General features: G+C 73.2%; 23 protein-coding genes. 16 read left to right on the forward strand and 7 right to left on the reverse strand.

The features are described 5' to 3' along the window. Positions 1 to 36: 36 nt before the first annotated feature. The 13 genes from ACZ5SK_RS05035 (at position 37) to ACZ5SK_RS05095 (ending at position 14,306) form a co-directional block, all read left to right on the forward strand. Positions 37 to 312 (forward strand): acyl carrier protein, encoded by a 276-nt coding sequence (locus ACZ5SK_RS05035; RefSeq protein ID WP_231976156.1) that lies wholly within the window; start codon positions 37 to 39, stop codon positions 310 to 312. Continuing rightward, positions 309 to 581: a hypothetical protein gene (locus ACZ5SK_RS05040; protein ID WP_079664134.1), complete on the forward strand. Its 273-nt coding sequence runs from the start codon at positions 309 to 311 to the stop codon at positions 579 to 581. Before ACZ5SK_RS05035 ends, ACZ5SK_RS05040 begins: the two co-directional genes overlap by 4 nt. Beyond that, a complete protein-coding gene (locus tag ACZ5SK_RS05045; RefSeq protein WP_361706466.1) occupies positions 578 to 1,753 on the forward strand; it encodes a beta-ketoacyl-[acyl-carrier-protein] synthase family protein in 1,176 nt (391 codons plus the stop codon). Before ACZ5SK_RS05040 ends, ACZ5SK_RS05045 begins: the two co-directional genes overlap by 4 nt. Then, positions 1,750 to 2,535 carry a hypothetical protein gene (locus ACZ5SK_RS05050; protein ID WP_334582633.1) on the forward strand — a complete coding sequence of 262 codons (786 nt, stop codon included), beginning with the start codon at positions 1,750 to 1,752 and terminating at the stop codon, positions 2,533 to 2,535. The genes ACZ5SK_RS05045 and ACZ5SK_RS05050 overlap by 4 nt, the downstream gene beginning before the upstream one ends. Beyond that, complete coding sequence (locus tag ACZ5SK_RS05055) at positions 2,522 to 4,213, forward strand: class I adenylate-forming enzyme family protein (protein WP_468575356.1); 1,692 nt, start codon at positions 2,522 to 2,524, stop codon at positions 4,211 to 4,213. The genes ACZ5SK_RS05050 and ACZ5SK_RS05055 overlap by 14 nt, the downstream gene beginning before the upstream one ends. Further along, positions 4,210 to 4,776, forward strand: coding sequence for a hypothetical protein (locus tag ACZ5SK_RS05060; protein ID WP_334582631.1), 567 nt, complete (start codon positions 4,210 to 4,212; stop codon positions 4,774 to 4,776). Before ACZ5SK_RS05055 ends, ACZ5SK_RS05060 begins: the two co-directional genes overlap by 4 nt. A gap of 3 nt (positions 4,777 to 4,779) precedes the next feature. Further along, positions 4,780 to 5,700 carry an NAD-dependent epimerase/dehydratase family protein gene (locus tag ACZ5SK_RS05065; RefSeq protein ID WP_334582630.1) on the forward strand — a complete coding sequence of 307 codons (921 nt, stop codon included), beginning with the start codon at positions 4,780 to 4,782 and terminating at the stop codon, positions 5,698 to 5,700. After that, positions 5,697 to 7,652 carry an FAD/NAD(P)-binding protein gene (locus ACZ5SK_RS05070; protein WP_334582629.1) on the forward strand — a complete coding sequence of 652 codons (1,956 nt, stop codon included), beginning with the start codon at positions 5,697 to 5,699 and terminating at the stop codon, positions 7,650 to 7,652. The genes ACZ5SK_RS05065 and ACZ5SK_RS05070 overlap by 4 nt, the downstream gene beginning before the upstream one ends. After that, the gene (locus tag ACZ5SK_RS05075; RefSeq protein WP_468575358.1) at positions 7,649 to 9,085 is read left to right on the forward strand and encodes a lyase family protein; all 1,437 of its coding nucleotides are present in this window, start codon (positions 7,649 to 7,651) and stop codon (positions 9,083 to 9,085) included. Before ACZ5SK_RS05070 ends, ACZ5SK_RS05075 begins: the two co-directional genes overlap by 4 nt. Then, the gene (locus ACZ5SK_RS05080; RefSeq protein ID WP_334582627.1) at positions 9,082 to 10,671 is read left to right on the forward strand and encodes an MFS transporter; all 1,590 of its coding nucleotides are present in this window, start codon (positions 9,082 to 9,084) and stop codon (positions 10,669 to 10,671) included. The genes ACZ5SK_RS05075 and ACZ5SK_RS05080 overlap by 4 nt, the downstream gene beginning before the upstream one ends. Beyond that, entirely contained in the window at positions 10,668 to 11,396 is a 729-nt protein-coding gene (gene fabG / locus ACZ5SK_RS05085) for a 3-oxoacyl-ACP reductase FabG (RefSeq protein WP_334582626.1), read from the forward strand. Before ACZ5SK_RS05080 ends, fabG begins: the two co-directional genes overlap by 4 nt. Positions 11,397 to 11,624: 228 nt before the next feature. After that, positions 11,625 to 13,139 carry an FUSC family protein gene (locus tag ACZ5SK_RS05090; RefSeq protein ID WP_334582625.1) on the forward strand — a complete coding sequence of 505 codons (1,515 nt, stop codon included), beginning with the start codon at positions 11,625 to 11,627 and terminating at the stop codon, positions 13,137 to 13,139. Between the two features lie 120 nt (positions 13,140 to 13,259). Beyond that, on the forward strand, positions 13,260 to 14,306 hold the full coding sequence (locus tag ACZ5SK_RS05095) for a lactonase family protein (RefSeq protein WP_334582624.1): 1,047 nt from the start codon (positions 13,260 to 13,262) through the stop codon (positions 14,304 to 14,306). Between the two features lie 109 nt (positions 14,307 to 14,415). On the opposite strand, the gene ACZ5SK_RS05100 is transcribed toward ACZ5SK_RS05095, so the two are convergent. The 4 genes from ACZ5SK_RS05100 to ACZ5SK_RS05115 form a co-directional block, all read right to left on the reverse strand. After that, positions 14,416 to 15,339: a sirohydrochlorin chelatase gene (locus ACZ5SK_RS05100; protein ID WP_334582623.1), complete on the reverse strand. Its 924-nt coding sequence runs from the start codon at positions 15,337 to 15,339 to the stop codon at positions 14,416 to 14,418. Between the two features lie 189 nt (positions 15,340 to 15,528). Then, positions 15,529 to 16,554, reverse strand: coding sequence for an N-acetylglucosamine kinase (locus ACZ5SK_RS05105; protein WP_443041374.1), 1,026 nt, complete (start codon positions 16,552 to 16,554; stop codon positions 15,529 to 15,531). Next, complete coding sequence (locus ACZ5SK_RS05110; protein WP_319671419.1) at positions 16,551 to 17,228, reverse strand: uracil-DNA glycosylase; 678 nt, start codon at positions 17,226 to 17,228, stop codon at positions 16,551 to 16,553. The genes ACZ5SK_RS05105 and ACZ5SK_RS05110 overlap by 4 nt, the downstream gene beginning before the upstream one ends. Positions 17,229 to 17,309: 81 nt before the next feature. Next, positions 17,310 to 18,461: a WD40/YVTN/BNR-like repeat-containing protein gene (locus ACZ5SK_RS05115; RefSeq protein ID WP_334582622.1), complete on the reverse strand. Its 1,152-nt coding sequence runs from the start codon at positions 18,459 to 18,461 to the stop codon at positions 17,310 to 17,312. Positions 18,462 to 18,671: 210 nt separating this feature from the next. Here ACZ5SK_RS05115 and ACZ5SK_RS05120 point away from each other — a divergent pair, with 210 nt between their 5' ends. Next, positions 18,672 to 19,253, forward strand: a complete 582-nt coding sequence (locus ACZ5SK_RS05120; protein ID WP_334582621.1) for an Rv1733c family protein — start codon at positions 18,672 to 18,674, stop codon at positions 19,251 to 19,253. Positions 19,254 to 19,319: 66 nt separating this feature from the next. On the opposite strand, the gene ACZ5SK_RS05125 is transcribed toward ACZ5SK_RS05120, so the two are convergent. After that, entirely contained in the window at positions 19,320 to 21,023 is a 1,704-nt protein-coding gene (locus ACZ5SK_RS05125) for a DNA alkylation response protein (RefSeq protein ID WP_468156117.1), read from the reverse strand. Positions 21,024 to 21,094: 71 nt separating this feature from the next. On the opposite strand from ACZ5SK_RS05125, the gene ACZ5SK_RS05130 reads away from it, so the two are divergent. Next, on the forward strand, positions 21,095 to 21,838 hold the full coding sequence (locus tag ACZ5SK_RS05130) for a PaaX family transcriptional regulator C-terminal domain-containing protein (RefSeq protein ID WP_334582620.1): 744 nt from the start codon (positions 21,095 to 21,097) through the stop codon (positions 21,836 to 21,838). A 76-nt stretch (positions 21,839 to 21,914) separates the two neighbouring features. Here the strand turns inward: ACZ5SK_RS05130 and ACZ5SK_RS05135 are convergent, their stop codons facing one another. Next, positions 21,915 to 22,724 (reverse strand): pectate lyase, encoded by an 810-nt coding sequence (locus ACZ5SK_RS05135; protein ID WP_334582619.1) that lies wholly within the window; start codon positions 22,722 to 22,724, stop codon positions 21,915 to 21,917. Positions 22,725 to 22,844: 120 nt separating this feature from the next. Then, positions 22,845 to 23,822 (reverse strand): pectate lyase family protein, encoded by a 978-nt coding sequence (locus ACZ5SK_RS05140; protein ID WP_334582618.1) that lies wholly within the window; start codon positions 23,820 to 23,822, stop codon positions 22,845 to 22,847. Positions 23,823 to 24,391: 569 nt separating this feature from the next. Between ACZ5SK_RS05140 and ACZ5SK_RS05145 the strand changes: the two genes are divergently transcribed. Beyond that, on the forward strand, positions 24,392 to 25,693 hold the full coding sequence (locus ACZ5SK_RS05145; protein WP_468417906.1) for an extracellular catalytic domain type 1 short-chain-length polyhydroxyalkanoate depolymerase: 1,302 nt from the start codon (positions 24,392 to 24,394) through the stop codon (positions 25,691 to 25,693). The last annotated feature ends 41 nt before the right edge of the window (positions 25,694 to 25,734 follow it).

The raw sequence follows: 25,734 nt of genomic DNA on the forward strand, positions 1-25,734 counted from the left end.
ACCTTCCCCTGAAACCACTCAATGGAGACGCCGATCATGAGTACGTCGACCCTGGAAGACGAGATCCGCGAGTTCGTCCTGACCGCGGTCATCGACGAGATGAACATCCTCACGAGCCGCGACGGCATCACGGACGAGAGCCCCGTGACCGTCGGCGGGCTGGACGTGGACTCACTCAGCCTGATCGAGCTCACGCTGCGGCTGGAGTCGCGATTCGGCGTGGAGATCCCGGACACCGACATCGAGCCCCTGGCCTCGCTGACGCTCGGCGGGCTCGTCGCCGAGGTCGTCCGACGCGGTGCGAAGGCATGAGCACGAGCACCTTCACCACCGACAGCGTCCGGGAACTGCTGTCGGACCGCAACGTCTTCCCCGGCCTGCCCGACGACCTCGACGAGGACGCCGAACTGGTCCTGGACTCCCTCGGGTTGGTGTGGCTGCTCCATGTGGTGGAGGAACGTCACGGCCTGGTCGTGGAGCCCAGCGACGAGGACATCGCCGGGCTGACCTCGCTCCGGCGGCTCACCCAGTACCTCAGCGCCGCCGTGCCGGCCCCGACCGAAGGGGGGCGACCGCGATGAGCGGTGAGGTCACGGTGACCGGATTCGGCGTACGCACCGCGTTCGGCGACGGCGCCGAGGCGCTGCGGCGCAAAGTCTTCGCGGGAGTCCCCTCGTTCGCGCCCACCACGAGATTCGACACCGGCCCGTACCGTACGCCGATGGCGGCCGCCGCCCCCGACGGTCCCGACGCGGTCGAGGACTGGGCGCTGCGCCACGCGCTCGCCAGGTGCGGCGCGCAGGCCCTCGACATGGCGGGCCTGCGCCCGGGCACGGAAGCCGCGGTCCTGCTCGGCGTCGCCGGCGACCACACCGCCGTCACCCGGTACTGGCGGGCCGAGGCAGGTGCGCCGGCCGCCGGGCAGGTGCCGTTGTCCGACGCCGTCCCCGCCCGGCTGGCCGAACTGCTCGCCGCGGACTTCGCGCTGAGCGGACCCCGGCTGACCTTCACCAACGCCTGTGTCGCCTCCGCCGCCGCGATCATCCACGCCTGTCGGCTGATCTCCTCCGGGCGCACCGATGTGGCGGTCTGCGCGGGCGGTTACCTCGTGGAGGAGGAGACCTTCGGGAAGTTCGACTCCGGGCGGGCGCTGTCCCGGGACGGCATGGTCCGCCCGTTCAGCGCCGACCGCAGCGGGCTGCTGCTGGGCGACGGGGTCGCGGTCGTCGTGCTCGAGTCTGCCGAGCACGCCCGGCGACGCGGCGCCCGGTCACTGGCGTCCGTGGTGGGCTGGGGCGCGGCGACGGACGCCCACCACATCGCCCAGCCCCACCCGGAGGGCGTAGGCCTCGCCCGGGCGGCACGGCAGGCGATGCGGCTCGCCGGTGACCCGGAGGGAGCGGCCCTCGGCTACGTCAACGCCCATGGCACCGGCACCAAGTACAACGACGGGGCCGAGACCCGCGGGCTGCGGGCCGCGTTCCGCGAACGGGCGGAGTCGATCCCGGTCAGCTCCACCAAGAGCACCACCGGCCACCTCCTGGAGGCCGCGGGCGTCGTGGAGTTCGTGATCACGCTGCTGGCCCTGACGGACGGCGTTCTGCCGCCGACCGCCGGGTACACCGCGGCGGACCCGGAATGCGACCTCGACTACGTGCCGAACCGGCCGCGCCAGGCCGATCTGCGCCGCGCCCTCACGATCAACGCCGCCTTCGGGGGCGCCAACACCGCACTCGTCCTGGAGCGGCCGTGACGACCAAGCCCCTGTTGCGTTCCGCGCTCGGCGTCCTCGCCACGGCCACCGCCACCCACGGCACCGGCCGCGGCGACGACATCGCGCTGCCGAGGCTGCCCGGCTTCGTGGAGTCCGCCTTCAGCCCGCTGACGTACGAGGTGATCAGCCGGTGTCTGACCGAGCGGCCCGGCGACGGCGCCCGCACCGCGGTGGCGCTGGCGAGCCTGACCGGTGACACCACCACCGCCGATCTGGCCAGCAGCCGCATGGTCTCCGGGAAGGTCCACAACCCGCTGCTGTTCATGCAGGCCACCCCCAACTCCGTGCTGGGCCACACCAGTCGGGAGTTCGGGATCACGGGGCAGATGTTCAGCGTCTCCACCTTCGACGACCCGGTGGCCGAACTCCTCGCCCTGGCCGACCTGTTGCTGGAGGACCCGGAGCTGGACCGCGTCCTGGCGGTGGGCGTGGAGCTGGGCGGCGGCGCCCGGACGGCAGCCGTGCACCGGGAGCTGACCGCCGGCAGCGGCCGTCCCGTGCCCGGCCTTCCCGCGTCCGCGGGCCTCGCGGCGGCGGTGCTGCTCGGCCGTGCCGACGCCGGCGCGCCCGTGACCGTCACCGCCGACCGGCTGCCCCCGCCCGGCGACGACCTCCGGCATCCCGGAAGCATCCAGGGCCTGTTCGAGCTGGCCGCCGCCCACCGGCTGCTGCTGCGGGACGGCGGCAGCCACCGCCTCCAGCCCTCCGCCTTCCTTCTCACCGCCGACAGAAACGAGAGCGACTCCCATGCTCATCAGTAGGCAGGAGCGGGCCCGGATCTGCTCCGACCCCGAACTGGGCGCCGGCAACGTCCTGGAGCGCCTGACGGCGTACGGCCGTCCGCTCGACGAAGCCGTGCTGCGCACGGACGGCGGCTGGCGGGCCCCGGACGGCAGCCGGCCCGAGGTGCTCACGTTCGGCCGGCTGCGGGAGGTCGTCGAGACATACGCGGGCTGGTACGCCGCGCAGGGCGTGCGGCCCCGCGACCCGGTCGCCGTCCACTCCGCCTCCAGCGCCGAATTCGCCGTGAACTTCCTGGCGCTGACCTCCCTCGGCGCGATTCCGTCGTTCGTCAACGGCAATCTGGCCCCGGAGATCGCCGGCGAGTACGTCCGCCGGCAGGGCGCGGTCGGCGCGTTCACCGACCAGGCCCATCGGCAGGCGCTGGCCGACTCCGGGCTCGGCTTCCGCGTCACCGCCGACGACATCCGCCCCGAGCACCGCGCGTCGCTGCCGCCGGCCCACCCCTACCGGCACGACCCGACCGACCCGGTGCTCATCTCGCACTCCTCCGGCACCACCGGCATGCCCAAGGGCGTCCCGCACACCCACCGCACGCTGATGTACGCGCAACTGCACCGGCTGCGCTACTCCACCGGCACCGACATGGAGCGCACCCTCGTCGGACTGCCCGGCGCGCACAACGCCATGGTGGCCACGCTGCTCTACTGCCTGCTGCTGCGCACCGACATCAAGCTCCTGTCCAGCCAACGCGGCGCCGACGTGCTCGACGCCGTCGAGGAGTTCCGGCCGACCACCGTGCTGGCCTTCGCCGGCACGTTCGGCGAGATGGCCGCCGAGGACCTGACGAGGCGTCACCTGTCCAGCGTGCAGGTGTGGTTCAACACCGGGGACGCGGCGCACGAGGCGCACATCAGGGCGCTCGTCCGGCACGGCAGCCATCTGGAGATCCGGCGTGACCTGAGCCGCGCCCGGGTGGACGGCTCGGTGTTCGTGGACGGGCTCGGCTCCTCGGAAGCCGGCTACTCCGTCTTCCACAACCGGCACACCAAGGACACCTCGGCCTACTCGCGCTGCGTCGGCAAGCCGATCAGCTTCGCCGAGGCCGCCGTGCTCGCCGAGGACGGCACCCCGCTGCCGCCGGGACAGATCGGCCGCCTCGGCCTCAAATCGCCGACCCTGACGCCCGGTTACTGGAACGACTCGCTGACCTGGAACAGGATGCGACTCGGCGGCTACTGGCTCACCGGGGACCTGGCCCACCAGGACGAGGACGGCAACTTCTACCACCTCGACCGGGCGCCGGACGCCGTCCGCACCCGCGACGGGATCGTCTTCAGCACCCGCACCGAGGAACTCCTCCTGGCCGAGCTGCCCGAACTCGCCGACTGCACGGTCGTCGGCGTCGCCCCGGACGGCGTCCGGGCGGACTGGGACGGCGACGGAGAGGCCGAGGCCTACGCGCTGCTCCAACTCGCCGACGAGGAAGGCCGCGGCGAGGGCACGGACGACGGCGACGGCGACGGCAGGGACGAGGTGTGGACCCGGCGGGTCAACGCCGTCCTGACGGACGCCGGATTCCCCCCGGTGACCCGGGCCCTGCGGATGAAGCCGGACGACGTCGCCAAGGGCGCCACCGGCAAGGTTCTCAAGCGAGTGATGCGCGACAGGTTCGCCGCCAAGGAGCAGCACGCATGAGCACGAACACCAATACGGACACGGACACGGACGGCGTCAACCACCGGGCCCGGGCGGGGGAGGCGTACCGGCTGTGGTGGCAGCACGACGCCCACTGGTACCAGGGCGTGGCCGCCCGGTTCGGACAGGAGGCCGCGAACGAGATCAACGCCGAGGCGCTGCGCAAGGTGGCCCTGCACGTGGCCCAGCGCGTGACCCGCCTCTCCGGCGGGCTCCCCGACAGCGGGGACACCGGAAAGGACCTGGAGGAACTGCGCCGCCGCTACGACCAGTGCGGGGATCGGATGTTCCCGCCGGAACTGCGCAACGCCTCCACCGAGGTGGAGGGCGACGACCTGATCGTGCTCACGCTGCGCCGGAACTTCGCCGTCACCATGGTGCGCATGTCCGGCTCGCTGGACGGCTACCGGTGCCCCTGCACCGACATCCACGCCGGCTGGTCCGAGGGACTCGGGGTGACCCTGACGGAGAACCGGGCCGAGAGCTGTCTGCGCGACGGCGACAAGGCGTGCCGCCTGCTGATGCGGGTCGCTGCCCCCGGCCCGTCCACGACGGAGGGCTGAGCCGTGCGGATACTCGTCGCCGGAGCCACCGGAGTGGTCGGACGTCCGCTGGTGGACGCCCTGCGGGCACGCGGCCACCACGTCGGCGCGCTGGTGCGGGAGGAGGCGCGGGCGCCGGAGGCCGACGAGGTTCTGGTCGCCGACGCCCTCGACCGCGACGCCGTCCGGACGGCGGTGTCGGCCGCCCGGCCCGAGGTGGTCGTCCATCAGCTGTCGGCGTTGCGTCTGCTGCGCGACGACCCTCCGGAAGCCTTCGCACAGACCGCGCGGCTGCGCACCGAGGGCACCGCCCATCTGGTCGAGGCGGCCCACGCGGCCGGCGCCCGGCGGCTGGTCGCCCAGTCCATCGCCTTCGCCGCCGCCCCCGCCGGGCCCGCGGTCCTCGACGAGGACGCGCCGCTGTACATGGACGCCCCGGACCCGGGCTGGGCCGCCACCGTACGGGCCGTCGCCGAACTGGAGCGGCTGGTCCTGTCCGACGCCTTTGGCCTCGCGGGCGTGGTGCTGCGGTACGGCGCCCTCTACGGTCCCGGCACCGCGTACGCCCGTGACGGCGGGACCGGGCAGCGGGTGCTGGCCGGGAAACTCCCGCTGCCCGAGGGCGGCGCGGGCATCACGTCCTTCCTGCATGTGGAGGACGCCGTGGGGGCGGCCGTGGCCGCCGTCGAGTCGCAGGCCACCGGCGTCTTCCATGTGACGGACGACGAACCGGCCCCGGCCGCCCGATGGCTGCCGCACTATGCCCGCACCCTCGGCGCCCCGCCCCCGCGCACCATCCCGGCGGCCCTCGCACCCCGGCTGCTGGGGTGGTTCATGACCCATCAGCTCACCACGGCACGCGGAGCCGCGGGCGACCGCGCCCGGGCCACGCTGGGCTGGAAGCCGCAGCGGCCGGACTGGCGCGACGGGCTGGGCCGGGAATGACCGAACCCCCTGGCCCGCTGGCCGTGTGCGTGATCGGGGCCGGTCCGCGCGGGCTCTCCGTCCTGGAGCGGATCTGCGCCAACGCGGCAGGCACCGGCCGACCGGTCACGGTGCACCTCGTCGATCCGTACCCGCCCGGCCCGGGCGCGGTGTGGCGCACCGGGCAGCCGGGCGAGCTGCTGATGAACACGGTCGCCTCCCAGGTGACCCTGTTCACCGACGACAGCGTGGACTGCGCGGGCCCGTCCGTACCGGGGCCCAGCTTGCACGAGTGGGCGCGGACCCTCCCCGAGGGATACCCGGAACAGGTCGTGTCCGAGGCCCGGCGGCTCGGCCCGGACACCTATCCGACCCGGGCGTTCCACGGTCACTACCTCGAGTGGGTGTTCCGGCGCCTGTCACGCACCGCGCCCGAGGAGGTGACGGTCCACACGCACCGGACGACCGCCCTCGCGCTGGACGACGCCCGCGACGGACGGCAGACGGTGACGCTGCAGGACGGCGGCCGGCTGTCCGGGATGGACGCCGTGGTGCTGGCCCTCGGCCACGGACAACTGGTACCCGACCGGGAGGAACGCGAGCTGACCGACTTCGCGGACCGGCACGGTCTGACCTACGTCGGGCCCGGGAACCCGGCCGACGCCGCACTGGACGGCATCGCGCCGGGCACACCGGTCGCCCTGCGCGGCCTCGGGCTGAACTTCTTCGACCACCTGGCCCTGCTCACCGAGGGCCGCGGCGGCACGTTCAAGGAGGGCGAGACCGGCCTCGTATACCTCCCGAGCGGCAACGAGCCGAGGCTGTACGCCGGTTCGCGGCGCGGAGTGCCGTACCACGCGCGGGGTGAGAACGAGAAGGGCGCGCTCGGCCGCCACCATCCCCGCTTCCTCACCCCGGAGGTCATCGCCGGGCTGCGGCGGCGCGCGGACGGCGGACGGCCCGTCACCTTCCGCGAGGGGATCTGGCCGCTGATCGACCGCGAGGTGCGCACCGTCTACCACGAGGCGTGGATCCGCGCCGCCCGAGGCGCCTGGGCCGCGGACGAGTTCGTACGGCTCACGCTCGCGGGCCGCGGTCCGGAGACCGACCTGCTGGACCGGTACGCCGTGCCGCGCGGCGAGCGGTGGGACTGGCGGCGGATCGAGCGCCCGCACGGCGAGCGTGCCTTCGCCGGCCGCGAGGACTTCCGGCACTGGCTGCTGGAGTATCTGCGGCGCGATCTCGCCGAGGCCCGGCTGGGCAATGTGAGCGGCCCGTTGAAGGCGGCACTGGACGCCCTGCGGGATCTGCGCAACGAGATCAGGCTCGTGGTCGATCACGGAGGAGTCTCCGGGGAGTCGTACGCCGGCGAACTGGACGGCTGGTACACGCCGTTGAACGCCTTCACCTCCATCGGCCCCCCGGCCTTCCGCATCGAGCAGCTGATCGCGCTCCTCGAGGCCGGGACCCTGCACGTCGTCGGTCCGGGGATGCGGGTACGGCCCTGCGCGCGCGAGGGCGGGTTCCTGGTGGACGCGGAACGGGTGTCCGAGCCGCCGGTACGCGTCGGCGCGCTGATCGAGGCACGGCTGCCCGAGATCGACCTGCGGCGCAGCGCCAACCCCCTGCTCAGGACGCTCCTCGCGGCCGGCGGGTGCGTCCCCTACCGCTTGGACGGTCATGAGACGGGCGGGCTGGCCGTGACCGGGGGCCCGCCCCGGCTGGTGGACGCGGCCGGCCGGGCGCACCCGCGTCGCTTCGCGTTCGGCGTGCCGACGGAGGGCGTGCGCTGGGTGACGGCCGTCGGCGTCAGGCCCGGCGTGGGCTCGGTGACGCTGGAGGACTCCGACGCGATCGCCCGCGCGGCACTGCAACTCCCGGAGGCCGAAGCAAGCCCCAAGGAATGCAAGGAACACAAGGAATACAAGGAACGCAGGGAACACCAGGAACACAGGGAGCTGGGGAGTCGATGAGCGTGAACGCGCTGTCCGTGGGCACCGACGCGGGCCTGCTCGCCCCCACCTGGGCGGACACGCCGGCCGCGGCCGAGGCGACCGACGAGGCGTGGCTGCAGGCCATGCTGGACGCCGAAGTGGCCCTGGCCCGGGCCCAGTACGCCGTCGGGCTCACCCCCGCCGCCGCGGTGGAGGCGATCGCCGCAGCGGCCCGTACGTACCGGCTGGACCCGGTCGCCCTGGCCCGTGCGGCGCGGGCCGCGGCCAACCCGGTGGTCGCCCTGGTCACCGCCTTCACGGAGGTGGTCGCCGCGCAGGACCCGGCCGCGGCCGAGTATGTGCACCGCGGATCCACCAGCCAGGACATCCTCGACTCGGCGGCCATGCTGGTCGCCCGCCGGGTGCTCGCCCTGATCGCCGCCGACCTCGAACGCGTCCGCGCCGCCCTCGCCGCCCTGGCCGACACCCACCGCCACACCGTGCTGGCCGGGCGCACCCTGACCCAGCACGCCGTGCCCACCACCCTGGGCCTGAAGGCCGCCGGCTGGCTCCAGCTGGTCGCCGACGCCCTGGCCCGGGTACGGGCGCTGGCGTCCGCACTGCCGGCCCAGCTCGGAGGCGCGGCCGGCACCCTCGCCGCGTACGGCGAGTACGCGGCGCTGGACGGCGGGAAGAGCGAGGACGCCGTGGACCTGCTGGGGCCGTTCGCGCGGGCGCTCGACCTGGCCGAACCGGTGCTCCCCTGGCACACCGCGCGCACGCCCGTCGCGGACCTGGGGGCGGCGCTCCAACTGGTCACCGGGGCGCTCGGGAAGTTCGCGCTCGACGTGCAGACGCTGTCGCGCACCGAGATCGGCGAGGTGTCCGAGCCGGCCGCGGCCGGCCGCGGCGCCTCCTCGGCGATGCCGCAGAAGCGCAATCCCGCGCTCGCCACGCTCATCGTGTCGGCCGCCCGACAGGTCCCCGCGCACGCCCTCGTCCTGGCCCAGAGCATGCTCGCCGAGGACGAGCGGCCCGCCGGGGCTTGGCACGCCGAGTGGCAGCCGCTGCGGGAGGCCCTGCGCCTGACGGGCGGGGCCGCGCACACCGCCGTGGAGCTCGCGGAAGGGCTGGTCGTCCATCCGAACCGGATGCTCGCCAACCTGGAACTGACCGGCGGCGCCCTCGTCACCGAACGCCTCACGGTGGCGCTCGCCCCGACGCTCGGCAGGACACGGGCGAAGAAGCTGCTGTCCGCCGCCACGGCCGAGGCCGAGGCCGGCGGACGCCCCCTCGCCGAGGTGCTGTCCGCCCATCCCGACCTGTCGGCCGGGCTCCCCCCGGACCGGCTCGCGAACCTCCTCGACCCGGTCCGGTACACAGGCGCGGCCGACGCCCTCGTCGAGCGGGCGCTGCGCAGATACGGGGATGCCGGCACCGCCGTCCCGACGCGCGACGGGAGCGCCCGATGAGCGCCGTCAGCCGCGCCGAACCGACCACGCCGCCGGCGACGGCCCCCCGCTCCTGGCCCGTCCTTGTGGTCGTCGTCTGCGCCCAGATGCTGATCTGGCTGGACACCTCGATCCTCAACGTGGCGGTCACCACGCTGGCCGACCCGGCCGACGGACTGGGCGCGACCCCGGCCGAGCTGGAGTGGGTGGCCAGCGCCTACACCCTGGTCTTCGCCGGCACCCTCTTCGCGGGCGGCGCGCTCGCCGACCGCTTCGGCCCACGGACCACGCTCCTCGCCGGTCTGGCGCTGTTCGGCGCCGCCTCCGGGGCCGGCGCGTTCGCCGGGAACGCGGCCTGGCTGATCGTGGCGCGCGCCTTCATGGGCGCCGGCAGCGCCCTGCTGATGCCCGCGACCCTCTCGGTCATCGTGCAGAGCACTCCGCCGGAGAAACGCACCCGGGCCATCGCGATCTGGAGCTCGTCCAGCGGCCTGGGCGTGGCCGTCGGCCCCGTCGTGGGCGGGGCGCTGCTCAGCCACTTCTGGTGGGGCTCGGTCTTCCTGGTCAATGTGCCCATCGTGGCCCTGTGCCTGGCCGGAGTGGCGGCGGTGGTGCCCGCGCTGAAGGGCCCCGGACGCAGGGTCCTCGACCTGCCGGGCCTCGCCCTGTCCGTGCTCGGCCTCGGCGGTGTGGTCTACGGCGTCATCGAACTCGGCAACGGACAGACCTGGCACGGCGTCCACGTCCTGCTGCCGCTCGTCCTGGGCGGCGTGCTGCTCACCGCCTTCGTCGCCGGTCAGCGCAGGTCCCCGGCGCCCAGCCTGGACCTGCGGCTGTTCCGGCAGCCCGGGTTCGCGGCCGGGAGCGTGGTGCTGCTGATCGCGTTCATGGCGCTGGCCGGGCACCTGTTCTACGCGGCCTTCTATCTCCAGGGACCCCGCGGGCTCTCCCCGGCCGACGCCGGCATCGTGATGATCGCCGCCGCGGTCGGCATCGTCCTGGGCAGTCAGGCGTCCCCGGTGCTGAGCAGACTGCTGTCGGCCCGCTGGACGGTCGCGGCCGGAGTCCTCGCCACGGCGGCCACCTACGTCGGCTACCTGTGGTTCGACGGCGGGACCCCGATCCCGGTCGTCGTGCTTCTGCTGTGGGTGCAGGGGTTCGGCATGGGCCTGGTCGGCACGCCGGTCACGGCCGTGATGATGAGCGGGGTGCCGCCGCAGCTCGCGGGCGCCGGGTCGGCCGTCAACAGCGTCACCCGGCAGGTCGGCGGAACGCTCGGGGTGGCGATGGCCGGCTCGATCCTCTCCGCCGTGTACCGGGACCGCATGGCGGCCGCCCGCCTGCCCGACGGTCCGGAGGAGCTCACCCCGGCCGCCCAGGAGCAGGCCCGCACCTCGGCAGAGGCGGCCCGCGCACTGGCCGGTTCGCTAAGGCTGCCCGAACTGGCGGCCACGGCCGACCGCGCCTTCCTCGACGCCATGTACGCGGCCACGTTCTGGACCGCCGTACTGGCCTTCGTCGGGTTCGTCGTGGCCGCGGCAGGGCTGCGCGCACGGAAGGCCGGCGGCGATGCCGGAGGAAACCGAGAGGACGGGGAGACGAAATGACAGGCGTCAGCGAACCCGCGACCGGCCGGTCGGTCTTCGTGACCGGCGGGAACAGGGGGATCGGGCTGGCCGTCGCCCGGAGCTTCGCGGCGGCGGGCGACCGGGTCGCGGTCACCTACCGGGGCGATCCGCCGCCCGCCGCCGACGATCTCCTCGCCGTACGGTGCGATGTGACGGACGGGCAGCAGGTGGAGCAGGCCTTCAAGGAGGCCGAGACAGCCCACGGTCCGGTCACCGTCCTGGTGGCCAACGCCGGGGTCACCGCCGACCGGCTGCTGGTGCGGATGAGCGAGGAGGACTTCACCTCCGTGATCGACACCAACCTCACCGGAGCCTTCCGGGTCGTCCGGCGCGCGGTGCGCGGGATGCTGCGGCAGGGCCACGGCCGTATCGTCCTGATCTCCTCCACGGCCGCCCTGCACGGCGCCGCCGGGCAGACCAACTACGCGGCGGCGAAGGCGGGGCTGGTCGGGTTCGCCCGGTCACTCACCCATGAGCTCGGCGCCCGGGACATCACCTGCAACGTGGTGGCCCCCGGTCTGACCGAGACGGACATGAGCCGCGCGCTCACCGAGGAGCAGCGCCGCCACCTGCTCGACCGCACCCCGGCCGGCCGCCCGGCCCGACCCGACGAGGTCGCCGAAGCGGTGGCGTACCTGGCCGGCGCGGGCTATGTGCGCGGCGCCGTGATCCCGGTCGACGGAGGCGCCGGGCTGGGGCACTGATCCGGGAGTGGGCCGTTGGCCGGCCGATGGCAGTGAGACTCGCCTCCCTGCTGAGCCATTGGCCCACTTCTTTCGCACCCTGTTGAACCACCAGCCCTCCAGATGTTCAGATGGTCGTATCGATGGCGCTGCGGACTCCGCGGCGCCTTTCTCATGTCGCATCACATGTCGCGTCTCATGGCGTGTCTCAGAGCGCGGTGCGTCAGGGTGGGGAAAGGGCGGGGCAGCTTGCTGAAGAGGGCGTTCGTGGCACCGGATCCGGGGCGTGTGCGGCTGCGGTTCGCCTCCCGGGCCGTGCTGGGCATCGGGCTCGCCGTCGCGCTGTGCGGTCTCGCCGGGCATTCGCTCACGGCGGCCGTCACCGGAGGTCTCGCGGCACTGCTCGCCCTGTTCACGGTGACGGACGCGACCGTGCGCGGACAGGCCGTCACCACCGCTCTGCTCCCGGTCGCCGGGCTGCCGGTGCTCGCTCTCGCGGCCGTCCTGCACGAGCTGCCCGTCGCCCGTGACCTGGCGTTCCTCGCCGTCGTCGGGGCCGGCGCGTACGCACGGCGCTGGGGGCCGCGCGGCCACTCGCTCGGTGTGTTCGCGTTCATGACCTTCTTCGCCGCGCAGTTCCTGCACACCGTCCCCGGGCAGCTGCCCGAGCTCTGCGCCGCCGTGCTGATGTCGCTGACGGCGTCGTCGACGGTGCGGTTCGGGCTGTGGTGCTACGAGCGGCGGCTCCCGACGCCGCCGGCCCCCGTCGTCCCGCCGGCCGGTGGCACGGGACTGGCGCGGATCACCACACGGCAGGCGGTCCAGGCGACCGCGGGCGCCGGAATCGCCCTCGTCGTCGGACAGGCGCTGTCCGACCAGCGCTGGTACTGGGCGGTGGGCGCCACGTGGTGGGTGTTCGTGAACACCACCTCGCGCGGCGAGACGCTGGTCCGGGGCTTCCGCAGGTTCCTCGGGACCGCCATCGGTATCGTGCTGGGCCTGCTCGTGGCCGTGCCCCTGCACGGTGAGCCGGTGGCGACCGCCGCGATCGTCGCGGTCGCCGTCTTCGGGATCTTCTACTCCGCCGCCGTCTCCTACACCTGGATGATGCTCGCCGTCACGGTCATGGCCAGCGCGCTGTACGGGCTGCTCGGTGTGCTCGACCCGGCCCTGCTCGCCCTCCGGGTCACCGAGACGGCCGTGGGAGCGCTGGGCGCCGTGCTGGCGGTGCTGCTGGTGCTCCCCGTGACGACGCACTCCGTCACCGACGCCTGGGTGGAGCGTGCCCTGCGCTGCGTGCACACGTGCACCGCCGAGGCCGCCGCCCGGCTCGCGGGCTCCCCTACGGCGGACCCGGCCCGGCGGGTGGCCGAGCTGGAGCAGATCCTGGCCCGGGTCCGGCAGTCCCTGGCGCCGCTGGTGCACCCGCTCAGCCCGCTGCGGGCCCGCAAGGCACGGGCCCGGCACGTGCTCGCGCTGCTCGACGACTGCGCCCGCGAGGTGCGCGCCCTGGCCTCGGTCGTCGCGGACCCCGAGGCCTCGCACGACGCCCGGCTCGTCGCTGCCTGCTGGCGTGTGGAGGCCGCCGTCGAGTCGCTCACCGCCCCGCCGGCCGACGGGCCGCGCCAGCCCGCACCGACCGCCGCCGCGCCGCACGGTGCGCCGGCCGAGCCGGTACTGGCCCATCTGCACGCCCTCGAACAGGCCCTCCTCGAACTCGCCGTCCCCCTGCGCGGATCCCACCGGGCCTCGCTCGGCGGCTGAGCGGACGCGGGCTTCCCGACGCGGCGAGCGAGTCTGGTCTAGACCGCCGGTGATCGACTGCTACCGTCACCCCGAGCAGCAGCGTCAGCAGCGAGAGCGGCGACCCGGGAGGGGACAGCGGTGGCAGACCTCGGCGGAAGACGACGGCGGGCGTTCATCGGTTCGTTCACGGCGGCTGGAGGGCCCGGCATCGTGGCCGCCGCCGTGGACCCGGACAGCGGCGCCCTGACCGTCCTGAGCAGCGTGAACGGCGTCCCCGACCCCTCGTATCTGGCCCTGTCGCCCGCCGGGGACACGCTGTACGCGGTCAGCGAGACGGCGGACGGCGCGGTGGCCGCCTACCGGGTCGAGGGCGATGTGCCGGAGCCGGCCGGGCCGCCCGTGCCCGTCGGCGGCAGCGGGCCCACGCACCTCAGCGTGTTCGACGGCCATGTCCTTACCGCCAACTACGGTTCCGGCAGCGTCACCGCCGTCCCGGTCCGCCCGGACGGCACCCTCGCCCGCGTCGCCTCCGGCGTCCTGCGGCACACCGGATCGGGCCCGCACACGCGACGCCAGCAGGGCCCGCACGCCCACCAGGTGCAGCCCGACCCGAGCGGCCGCTGGGCGGTGAGCGTGGACCTGGGCACGGATTCCGTGCGGGTGTGCGCCCTGCGCGACGGCAGCCCCGTCCTGCACCGGGAGCATGCGCTGCGCCCCGGCTCCGGACCCCGCCACCTGGCCTTCCACCCCGGCGGCGGGTACGCCTACGTCGTCAACGAACTCACCCCGACCGTCACCGTCTGCCGCTGGGACGCCTCGGACGGCTCGCTGAAACCGCTGGCCGAGGCAGCGGTGCTGCCCGGCGCCCCGGCCGGGGACGCCTACCCTTCGGGGCTCGCCGTCTCGCCCGACGGCAGGTTCCTGTGGACCGCCACCCGCGGCGAGGACGTGCTCTCCGTGTTCGCGGTCGAGGGCGAGGGGGACGCCCTGCGGCTCGTCGGCACGGTGCCCTGCGCCGGTAACTGGCCGCGGGCCGTCGCCGTCGACGGCCCGGGCCGCTGCCTCTACGTCGCCAACGAGCGCTCCGGCGACGTCACCTGGTTCACCCTGGACCCGGCCACCGGCCTGCCCCGGCGCGGCGGCTCGATCGCCGTCCCGGCCGCGTCCTGCGTGGTCCTCGGCTGACCTCAGTCTCGCGACCCCTGTCCCGGCCTCGGCCGCCCGCACGACGAAGGGCCCGCTCCTCAGCCGGAAGCGGGCCCTTCGGGTCGTACTGCGTCCTCTAACAGTGGTTTCAACGGACCGGCGCGCCCTGCGGCTGCGGCGGCGCGATGCCGAGGGCGGTCGTGTACTTGGCCAGCGCGAGCTTGCCGATGGCCGGGTACGGGCCGAGCGCCTCGGCGGCGGCGCAGCCCGCCTCCTTGGCCGCCTCCTCGATCAGCGTGGCGTCGATCTCCGGGCCGATCAGATACGGCGCCAGGGCGAGCTGCTGGGAGCCGGAGGAACGCAGCTGCTCGGCGACGGAGGCGATGGAGCCCTCCTGGTCGAGGGCCGCGGCCATCACCGGCACGGCGAGGCGCGCGGCGAGCAGCATGCCGGTGATCCCGGCCGCCTGCACGGCCTCCTCGCCGCCCACGGAGGCCAGGATGATGCCGTCCGCGGCCGTGGCCACGGTGAACAGCCGGGCGCGGTCCGCGCGGGCGAGGCCCGCCTCGGACAGCCGCACGTGCAGCGCCTCGGCCAGCAGCGGGTGCGGGCCGAGCACATCGGTCAGCTCGGCCGCGATCCGGCTCTCCATGACGGCCTGGCGGACCTGGCGCAGCAGCGAGTTGTCGGGGCCGGCCAGCAGCGGCACGACGACGGCGACCGGGCCGTCGGGCTCCTTGACGTCCAGACCGGCGGCACGGGCCTGCTCGAAGCGGGCGGTGCGCTCCTCGGCGGCGTACGTGAGCACGGACTGCAGGGTGGGGAACTCGGTGTCGTCCCCGTCGAGGTAACCGATGCGCGCGTCCAGGCCGGGAAGCTCGGAGCGAGCGATGCTCACGATCTCCTCGGCGAGGCCGCGGGTGGCGGCGCTCGGCGTACCCGGCACCGCGAGAACGAGGGCGGGCGCGCCCTCGGGAGCCGCCAGAGGCTCGGGTCGGCGGTGCCGCCCGGGCTGGCGAGGTCGCGGCATTCGTACTGGCAGGCCGGACGCGGGCCCAGTGGGGGAGCTCATGGCGACGCATGTTACTGGCTTCCTGGGCTCCCCTGTTCGGGGAGGGTGCAGGTGAGCGGTATCCGTCCGGTTTTGTCTGATGAGTTACGTACGGATCAGAAGTGATCAGCGTGTTTTCCGGGAGACTTGCCCTCGAAGGGGGCAATCCCCGCTTTTGGACCGTGGCGTACGTTCTCTACGCGCACTGCATTACGGCTGGTGCACCACCGAGAGCAGTGTCTCCTCGGCCGGCAGCGTGAGCGTGCCCGCCGCCAGTGCGGTGGCGATGCACACGGCGCCGTCCAGCGGATCGCCCTCGGCGGGCACCCGCCGGGCGTGCGGCAGCTGTCTCGCCAATTCGTCCTCCAGGGGGACGAGAAGGGGCTCGCCCAGGTTGAACAGGCCCCCGGTGAGGGCGATCCGGGGCGCTCCGCCGGGCGGGCAGACGGCGGCGGCCGACTCGGCCATGTGCCGGGCCGCGGCCTGCAGGATGCCGGTGGCGACCGGGTCGTCCTGGGCGCAACCGGCCACGTCCGGTGCGAAGGAGGCGAGGACGGCCGGGCGGTCCGGGCGCGGGTAGAGCAGCCCGGGCAGTCCGGGCATCGGCCCGAACCGCTCCTCGGCGCGGGCCAGGAGCGGTGCGGATCCGCCGGGACGCCCGTCGTACGCACGCAATGCGGCTTCCAGCCCGGCCCGGCCGATCCAGGCGCCGCTCCCGCAGTCGCCCAGCAGATGGCCCCAGCCGTCCGCCCGCTGCCAGGCCGTCAGATCCGTGCCGATCGCGATCAGACCCGTGCCCGCGACCACCACGGCTCCCGGCCGGGCCCCGAGCGCGCCGACGTAGGCGGTCACGGCATCGGCGACGAGCGCGGTCCTGCGAACCCCGAACTCCCGTGCCAGCGCGCCCGGAAGCTCGGCGCGCAGGGCGTCGCCCAACGTGCTGAGCCCGGCCGCTCCCACGACGGCCGTGACCGGCGGCGGGGCACCGGCCTCGTCCCTCAACGCCCGGACCAGGGGCGTCAGTTGCTCCATCAGGTGACCCGCGTCGATGCCCCGTGCACCGGTGCGCACGGGCACGTCGGAAGAACACCGGCCCAGGATCCCCTGCCCGGCGACGCCCAGCGCGACCCGCAGCCCCGAACCGCCCGAATCCACGGCGAGGATGCCGGTGCCGTCGCCCTGACCGGTGCCGTCGCCCTGACCGGTGCCGTCGCCGTGACCGGCGTCGGCGGTCACGGCAGGCGCCAGTCCACCGGCTGACCTCCTTGCCGGACCAACAGGTCGTTGGCCCTGCTGAACGGCCGTGAGCCGAAGAAACCGCGGTCGGCCGACATGGGGGAGGGGTGCGCGGACTCCACGGACGGCAGATCCCCCAGCAGCGGACGCAGGTTGCGGGCGTCACGGCCCCACAGGATGGACACCAGGGGCTTGCCGCGCGCCGCCAGCGCCCGTATCGCCTGCTCGGTGACCTCTTCCCAGCCCTTGCCGCGGTGCGCGGCCGGTTTGCGCGGCGCCGTGGTGAGCGCCCTGTTCAGCAGCAGCACCCCTTGCTGCGTCCACGGCGTCAGGTCGCCGTTGGACGGCTGGGGCAGGCCCAGGTCGGTGTTGAGCTCCCGGTAGATGTTGATCAGGCTGCCGGGCAGCGGGCGGACCTCCGGAGCGACCGAGAACGACAGTCCCACCGCATGCCCGGGCGTCGGGTACGGGTCCTGTCCGACGATCAGGACGCGGACGTCGTCGAAGGGTTGTTGGAAGGCCCGCAGGACGTTCTGCCCGGCCGGGAGGTAGGTACGTCCCGAGGCGATCTCCGTGCGCAGGAAGTCGCCCATCCCGGCGATCCTTCCGGCGACGGGTTCGAGGGCTTTCGCCCAGCCCGGTTCGACGATTTCATGCAAGGGTCGTGGTGCCACGGCGTCACCCTACTGCCGTACGCACAACGGTGATCAACCAGTGGCCAAGGCTGCCCGGCCGCTTCTGTCGCAGGGCTCCCCTCATCCGACCACCGCGGCCCGCACACACAGGACGTCCGGCAGGTGCGAGGCCAGTTGCCGCCAGCTGTCGCCGTCGTCGGCGGAGGCGAAGACCTCGCCGTTGCGGTTGCCGAAGTACACGCCCGCCGGGTCCGCGTCGTCCGTCCGGAGCGCGTCGCGCAGGACCGTGCCGTAGTGGTCCTCCTGGGGCAGGCCTGCCGTGAGCGGCTCCCAGCTGTTGCCGGCGTCCGCGGTGCGAAAGACCCGGCAACGCCGGTCGGCGGGCACCCGGTCCGCGTCGGCGGTGATCGGGAACACGTACGCCGTGTCCCCGCGCGTCGGGTGCGCGGCGACGGCGAAGCCGAAGGTGGACGGCAGACCCGCACCGATGTCGGTCCACTGCTGGCCCGCGTCGTCACTGCGGTAGACCCCCCAGTGGTTCTGCAGGTAGAGGCGGTCCGGGTTCGACGCGTCCCTCGCGACCTTGTGGACGCACTGGCCGAACTCCGGGTTCGGATCCGGCAGGAACACCGCGGAGACACCGGAGTTGGAGGGGGCCCAGCTCGTGCCGCCGTCGGTCGTGCGGAACACCCCGGCCGTGGACACGGCCACCGTCACCGCCTGCGGGTCGCGTTCGTCGGTGAGGACCGTGTGCAGGCCCTCCCCGCCGCCGCCCGGCACCCACTGCGAGCGCGTCGGGTGCTCCCACAGCGGGCGGACCAGCTCGAAGCTCTCGCCGCGGTCCTCCGAGCGGTACAGCGCGGCCGGTTCCGTGCCCGCGTACACCACGTCCGGCTCGGCCTCCGCCGGGTGCAGCTGCCACACGCGCTCCAGCGAGGCCTTGGTGTCCTGCGGGAACTTGACGGCCGGTTTCGCCGGTTCGGTCCAGGTACGGCCGAGGTCGTCGGAGTGGAACACCGACGGCCCCCAGTGCGCGCTGTCGCCGCCGGCCAGCAGCCGCGGACGGTCGCCGCGGGTGTCGATGGCGACCGAGTAGATCGCCTGTGCGTTGAAATAGGGTGATTCGTCGAACTCCCATGCGCCGCCGCGCCGCCGTCCGATGAACAGACCTTTGCGCGTACCCACGGCGAGCAGTACCTCGGTCATGCCGATCTCCTCCGCTGTGTCCTCGACGTCCTTGTCCCAGACACCGGCCAGTCTGCACCCCGCCACTGACAGTCACCTCTGGAAACGCCGTCGCCGCAGGTCACAGCGGTGGAGGCGGGTGGGGGGCGCATGTCCTCGGCCACTTTCCGACGGCGCCTGCGCGGGCGGCGCAGGCGTGGGACCGTCGGGATGAGGGAGTCGTCCTGAGCATCGGGCCCGCCTGCCCCGTATGGGAGGGCGGCCGGGATGTTCATGCTCACGAGGAGGAAGCCTTCGATGGCGTTCCGTGGTCCGAAGCTGTGGCTGTGGCGCTGGCGGCGCAACCCGCTCAAGCGTCGCGCCGACCGGGTGGAGTCCTGGGTCGTGCTCGGTGTGTGGGGGCTCACCGTCCTCGCCGGGGTGCTGGCGGGGTTGGCGACCGCAGGGTCCGTCGAGCACGGTCTGGCGCGGGAACGCGTCGAGTGGCGGCCCCTCGTGGGGCGGCTGTCCGAGCAGGCGCCGGGCAAGGCCGCCGTGAGCGGTTCCGCCGGCGGCGAGCAGGTGTGGGCGAAGGTGGGCTGGACGGGGCCGGACGGCTCCGCGCACACCGGCCAGGTCAGGGTCGGCCCCGGCAGCGCCGCCGGCACGCCCGTCACGGTCTGGACGGACCGGCAGGGCCGCCTGGTGACGAAGCCGGCCACCGCGGCCCAGGCCAGACTGCGTGCCTCGCTCGTCGGCGGCTTGGCCGGAGTCGGCACGGCGGCCCTCCCCCTCGCGGGCGGCCGCTTCGTACGAGGCCGCCTGGAACGCCGCCGCGTGGAGCAGTGGGACACCGACTGGGCCCGCTTCGACGCCCTGTGGGGCCGCCCGACAGGCTGAGCGACCCCGCACTTCGGTTGTTCCCCGGGACGAAGGAACCGGGCGATGACTCACAGGTGGGGTCCGTCAGTGCGGGACGGGAAGGCTCCGCTCCAGGACGGCGTCGACATCGGCGCCGTCCGGGAGGGTCCCGAAGGCGTGCCCCCAGTCGCCGCCCAGCCGGGTCGCGCAGAAGGCGTCGGCCACCGCGGGCGGGGCGTGCCGGACCAGCAGGGAGGCCTGGAGGGCGAGCGCCATCTGTTCCACCAGACGGCGGGCGCCGGCCTCGGAGCCGGCGGTCAGCAGGCCCTGGAGCCGGACGACCGCCGCGTCCAGCCGGGCGTCCGCGCCGCGCGCCAGGGCGAGTTCGTCGAAGAAGGCCTGCGCGGTGCCCGGTTCCCGCCTGAGCGCCCGCAGTACGTCGAGGGCGTTGACGTTGCCCGAGCCCTCCCAGATCGACAGCAGGGGAGCCTCGCGGTAGTGGCGGGGCATGCCCGACTCCTCCACGTAGCCGTTGCCGCCCAGGCATTCCAGCGCCTCCGCGGTGAACGCCGGCCCCCGTTTGGTGACCCAGTACTTGCCGACGGCGGTCGCGATCCGCCGGAACGCCGCCTCGCCCGTGTCCCCGCGGATCGCCCGGTCCGCGGCGCCCGCCAGCCGCAGCGTGAGCGTGGTGGCGGCCTCCGACTCCAGCGCCAGGTCGGCCAGGACGTTGCGCATCAGCGGCTGGTCGACGAGGGGCGCCCCGAACGCGCTGCGGTACCGGACATGATGGCCCGCCTCGACGAGCGTCTTGCGCATCAGCGTCGCCGACATCATCACGCAGTCCAGGCGCGTGCAGTTGACCATCTCGATGATCGTCTTCACGCCCCGGCCCTCGGGCCCGACCAGCCAGGCCACGGTTCCCTCGAACTCCGGCTCGCAGGAGGCGTTGGAGCGGTTGCCCAGCTTGTCCTTGAGGCGCTGGATGCGGAAGGTGTTGCGGCTGCCGTCGGGCAGGATCCGCGGCACCAGGAAGCACGACAGCCCCTGGGGAGCCTGTGCCAGCACCAGGAACACATCGCACATCGGCGCCGACGTGAACCACTTGTGTCCGCGCAGCGTGTACACGCCCGGCTCGGCCGTCGGGGTCGCCGTCGTGGAGTTCGTGCGGACGTCGGAGCCGCCCTGCTTCTCGGTCATCCCCATGCCGGCGAGCAGTCCGGGCTTCTCCGTCGGCACCCGCAGCTCCGGGTCGTACTCCCGGCCGGTCAGCAGGGGTTCGTAGACCTTCGCCAGGTCCGGCTGCGCGCGCAGCGCGGGAACGGCCGCGTACGTCATCGACGTCGGACAGCCGTGACCCGCGTCGGTGTGCCCCCACACCAGCCCGCCGGCGGTGCGGGCGACATGGGCGCCGGGCCGGTCGTCCGCCCACGGCGCCCCGGCCAGCCCCTCGGCGACCGCGGCCCGCATCAGGTGGTGCCAGCCGGGATGGAAGTCGACCTCGTCGACACGGTTGCCGTACCGGTCATGGGTGCGCAGCACCGGCTCGTGGACGTTGGCCTGCTCGGCCCACTCCTGCGCCTCGGCGCTGCCGGCCCGCAGGCCGAGCCGCCGGACGTCCTCCTCCCCCCATCCGGCGCCCTCCCGGCGCAGCCCCTCCAGCAGGGCGGCGTCCTCGGAAGCGTCGTACGGCGTCAGCGGCGGGGGCTGGTTCGTGACCTCGTGCGTGGCGTACTTCGGCTGGGGCTGGGGCTGGGGCTGGGACTGGGGCTGGGGCTGGGGCTGCGAGGGCGCGGGTGTCGACATCATGCGCCCATGTTGCATCCTTCCTGCGGCCGTAGCAATGATGCAACAGTGGGGCGCCCGTACAGTACGTGCTCATGCGCATGAACGTGTCGGAGCAGTCCGGTGAGCTCGGCCTGCGGCCGCTGTCCGCGCGGTCGGTCGTGCTGAGCCTGCTGCTGGGCACGCACCCGCCGGAGCTTGCGGTGAAGGACCTCGTGCGCGCGGTCGAGTCGTTCGGCGTCGGCGGCTCCACGCTGCGTGCCGCGCTCAGCCGCATGGTGGCCGCCGGTGACCTGCGGCGCACCGACTCCGTCTACCGGCTCAGCGACCGCCTGCTGGTTCGTCAGCGCCGGCAGGACGACGCGGTGGCCGCCCGCACGCGCGCGTGGGACGGCGACTGGGAGATGGTGGTGATCACGGCCACGGGACGCGGTCCCGCCGAACGCGCCGACCTGCGCTCCCGGTTGGCCGCGCTGCGCCTGGCCGAACTCCGCGAGGGTGTCTGGCTGCGCCCCGCCAACCTCAGCCGCCCCCTGCCGGACGACCTGACGCCGGTGGCCCAGTCCTATACCGCCCGCCCGGACCGTCCCGCACGCGAACTCGTCGCAGATCTCTGGCCGTTGGACACCTGGGCCGCCACCGCGGAAGCCCTGCTCGTCCACATCGCGCAGGCGGACCGCCCCGCCGACCTCCTCGCGGCCTTCGCCGCGGTCGTACGTCATCTGCTCACCGACCCCGTGCTGCCCCCCGAACTCCTCCCGGCCGACTGGCCGGGCACGGCCCTGCGCGCCGCCTACGCGGAGTACCAGGCGGAGATCACCGGAGCCATGAGGCGCTGACCGGGAGCGTGAACACGGCGGCCGTACGAAGCGCCGTGCGGGTGCGCTTCGTACGGCCGGGTTCACCGTGGGGGGTCTACTTGTAGGTGATGTCGGACGAGGAGTACTTGCAGTACGTCCCGTCGGCGTCCGAGCCGTTCTTGGGCGGCTCCGCGCCCGTGTTGTTGCCGATGTACTTCTGGCACGGGACGATCTTCTTGCTGCTGTCCCCGACGATGGTGATCTTCCTCAGGGTCGCGCTGTCGCCGTAGTTCGTGTTGATGCCGACGAGCCGGCCGCCCTTGTAGGTCGCCTCGATCGTGTTGAGGTTGATCGTGCGCTTGTACTGGGCGCTCTTGCAGTTGCCGCAACTGCGCACGAAGGTGCCGAAGTTCTTCACGGCGAAGTTCGAGACGTTCAGCGTCCCCGCGCCGTTGAACTGGAACACCTTGTCGCTGGCCTCCTTCGCCCCGCCGCCGGAGACGGTGTAGACGTTGGACGAGGAGGAGCCGAGGAAGGTCGCCGCGTCCTCGCCGACGTCCTCCCACCAGACGTTCTGCAGCGTGCAGCTGCCCTTGCAGTGGATGCCGTCGGCGGCTGGCGCGCCGATGATGACGTTCTTCAGGACGGCGCCGGGCGCGAGCTCCAGGATCGGGTCCTGGTTCTCGTTCTGGCCGCCAGTGCCGAGGTCGCCGCTGCCGTACAGGCGCTGCATCCCGTAGTCCTTGGTGCCGGAGACCGGGATGGTGGCGGTCACCGCCTTGCTGCTGGTGGGCGTGGGCCAGGTGGCGGCGCTCGCGGGGGTCAGCGCCCCACTGGTCATGATCATGCCAACCGTGAGGCCGACGGCGGCCAGCCCGCCGGTGAGAGCGCGCCCGCGGGTGCGCCGAGGTGCTGGTGAAGTCATGTCCCGTGCCTTCTTCCAGGTGGGGATGGGGAGTGCCTTCGGGCGGTGCTCCGGCCCGTGCTCCGGACACTGCTCGGGCCAGTGCTCTGGAACGGTGCTCTGGAACGGTGCTTGGGAAGGTCAGAGCTTTCCGGCGCCCGCGCCGGACGTCACCGAGGCGACGACGGACGATGCGGGCTCGGCGGTGTAGCTGTACGGCGGCTTGGTGAACGTCCCCACCTGCGACACCTCGGTCGCGGCTCCACCGAGGTCGTTGCCGGTCAGGTTGGCGTAGCCGTCCACGTCGCTGTCGCGGTTGGTGGTGACGGCGACCTGCGTCGAGCGGAAGACGTTGTTCTCGACGAGCATCTGGGCGCCCATGCGTGAGTGGACGGCCGTCTCGGCTCCGACGACGTAGTTGTCGTAGAAGTGGCCGGTGCCGAAGCGCAGGCTGGGGATGCGCGAGTAGACGTTGGTGAACTGGTTGTGGTGGTACGTCACCCTCAAGCGCCCGGTGTCCTGGCCCGCGTTGTTGTCGCTGTGGCCGACGAGCGATCCCTTGAAGTGGTCCTTGAAGGTGTTCCAGGACACCGTCACGTAGTCCGAGGCGTGGTTGATGTCCAGCAGACCGTCGTAGTAGTCCTTGTCGTGATCGCGGTCGGCCGAGAAGGAGTTGTGGTCGATCCACACCTTGGTGGAGGCCTGGACCTCGATGCCGTCGGCCGGCTTGAGCGGCTTGCTGATGTTCAGGTTGCGGATGACGACGTTCGTCACCTTCTTCAGACGCAGCCCGCCCCCGGTGAACCCGGACGACGAACCGACGCCCAGGACCGTGGTGTTGGACCCGATGTCGACCTGACCGCTCAGCGAGATCAGGCCGTTGACCTTCACGACCTTCGCCGTGCCGCCGGTCACCGCGGTCTTGAAGGCGGACAGCGTCGAGACGGTGACCGCGGTGGCGCTGCCGCCGCCGGTCGTGCCGGCGCCGAACCCGACCGGCGAGCTGTCGGCGGCGCCGGCCGGCTGGGGGAGGGCGAGGACCGCCGCCGTGGCGAGAGCGGCGGCCGCCGCCACAAGAGTGGATCTTTGCGCGTGTGTACGTGGGGGGCCTGTACGCATGCGGGTGCGTCCCTTCAGGGAGGGAAGTCGGACAGGTATGTGAATGTTGTGCGCCATGTTGAACGTCATGCACGGGCAGTGCGGCCCTTTGTGGGGTCAGTGCGAGCGGCTCGGTCACACTGCTGAACGGAACGTAGGGGGCAAGCGCTTTCTAGTCAACGCTTTGCGCAGAACACATCCGGCCACCCCGGCGCGGCTCGCGCGCCCGGCAAGGGCTTTCGGAGAGTTGGCGTGGGAGCGCTTCCATGGCGAGCATGCGCATGCCACCATGCGACGCGACGCTTCCTTTTCACGGCCTGTCGGAGAGGGGCGAGTCGATGCCGACTCCGCGCACGCGTACGTTCACCGCCGCTCGTGGTCCTGTTCCTGATCGGCGTCCTGCTCACCATCGCCGTCGACGGCTCGCTTCCTCCGTCACGGCATGGATCCCGCGTCGAGCGGCGACTACCCCCGACTTCCCCGGCGGCTAGGGCGTGTTGATCCAGACGGACTCCGCCCGCACCCGCCCTTCCTCACCCCGCACCACACGTACGACGTCCCCCGAGCCGCTATCAGAAAGGGGCAAGCACGTGTCCAACTCCCCCGGGAAAGCGCTGCGTTCGCTGTTCGGCGCACTGCTGCTCCTGCTCGCCGCCGCGCTGCTGACCGCACCCGCGGCCACCGCCCGCGCCCAGGCCGCCGCGCCGGTCCCCGCCGGCACCCTCACCGAGGTCACCGGCTTCGGCGCCAACCCCAGCAACCTCCAGATGTACGTGTACGCACCCGCCACCGTCACCGCGCACCCGGCCGTTCTCGTCGCTGTCCACTGGTGCGGCGGTTCCGGTCCCGCGATGTACTCCGGCACCGAGTACCCCCAACTCGCCGACAAGTACGGGTTCGTGATCGTCTACCCGTCCGTCACCCGCAGCAGCAAGTGCTTCGACGTCTCCTCCCCCCAGGCGCTCAAGCGCGGCGGTGGCAGCGACCCCGTCGGCATCAAGTCGATGATCGACTGGGTGAGCGCCGCCTATGCGGCCGACGCCTCACGCGTCTACGTCACCGGCATCTCGTCCGGGGCGATGATGACCAACGTCCTGCTCGGCGACTACCCCGACGTGTTCGCCGCCGGAGCCGCCTTCTCCGGGGTCCCGTTCGGCTGCTTCGCCACCACCGACGGATCCGAGTGGAACAGCGCCTGCTCCGGCGGCACCGTGATCCACACCGCGCAGGAGTGGGGCGACCTCGCCCGCGGCGCCTACCCCGGCTACACCGGGACCCGGCCGCGTGTGCAGCTGTGGCACGGCACCGAGGACGACGTGCTGCGCTACCCCAACTTCGGCGAGGCGATCAAGCAGTGGACCAATGTGCGGGGCGTGAGCCAGACCCCGTCCGCCACCGACACGCCCGCCTCCGGCTGGACCCGCACCCGGTACGGCGGCACGGGTGACCAGGCCCCGGTGGAGGCCATCAGTCTCCAGGGCGTCGGGCACAACCTGTACGCCTGGGGCATGGCCGCCCGCGTGCTGACCTTCTTCGGCCTGGACGCGTCAGGTCCCGCGCCGCAACCCGAGCCCGGCAGTTGCAGGGTGAGTGCGACGACCAACGCCTGGAGCACCGGTCTGACCGCCTCGGTGACCCTCACCAACACGGGCGCCGCCACGGTCAACGGCTGGCAGCTCGGCTTCACCCTGCCCAGCGGCCAGACCATCACCAACGGCTGGGGCGCCACATACGCTCCTGCCTCCGGAGCGGTGACGGCGACGAACGCGACGTACAACGCCACGCTCGCACCGGGCGCGAGCGTCACCATCGGCTACCAGGCCAACCACACGGGCAACAGCGCGGCCCCCGGCTCCTTCACGCTCAACGGGGCTGCCTGCACGAAGAGCTGAGATCCGACGTCCATGAGCAGCCGGCGTGCCCGGCCGCCCGG

It is taken from the genome of Streptomyces sp. NPDC031474 (assembly GCF_055581185.1).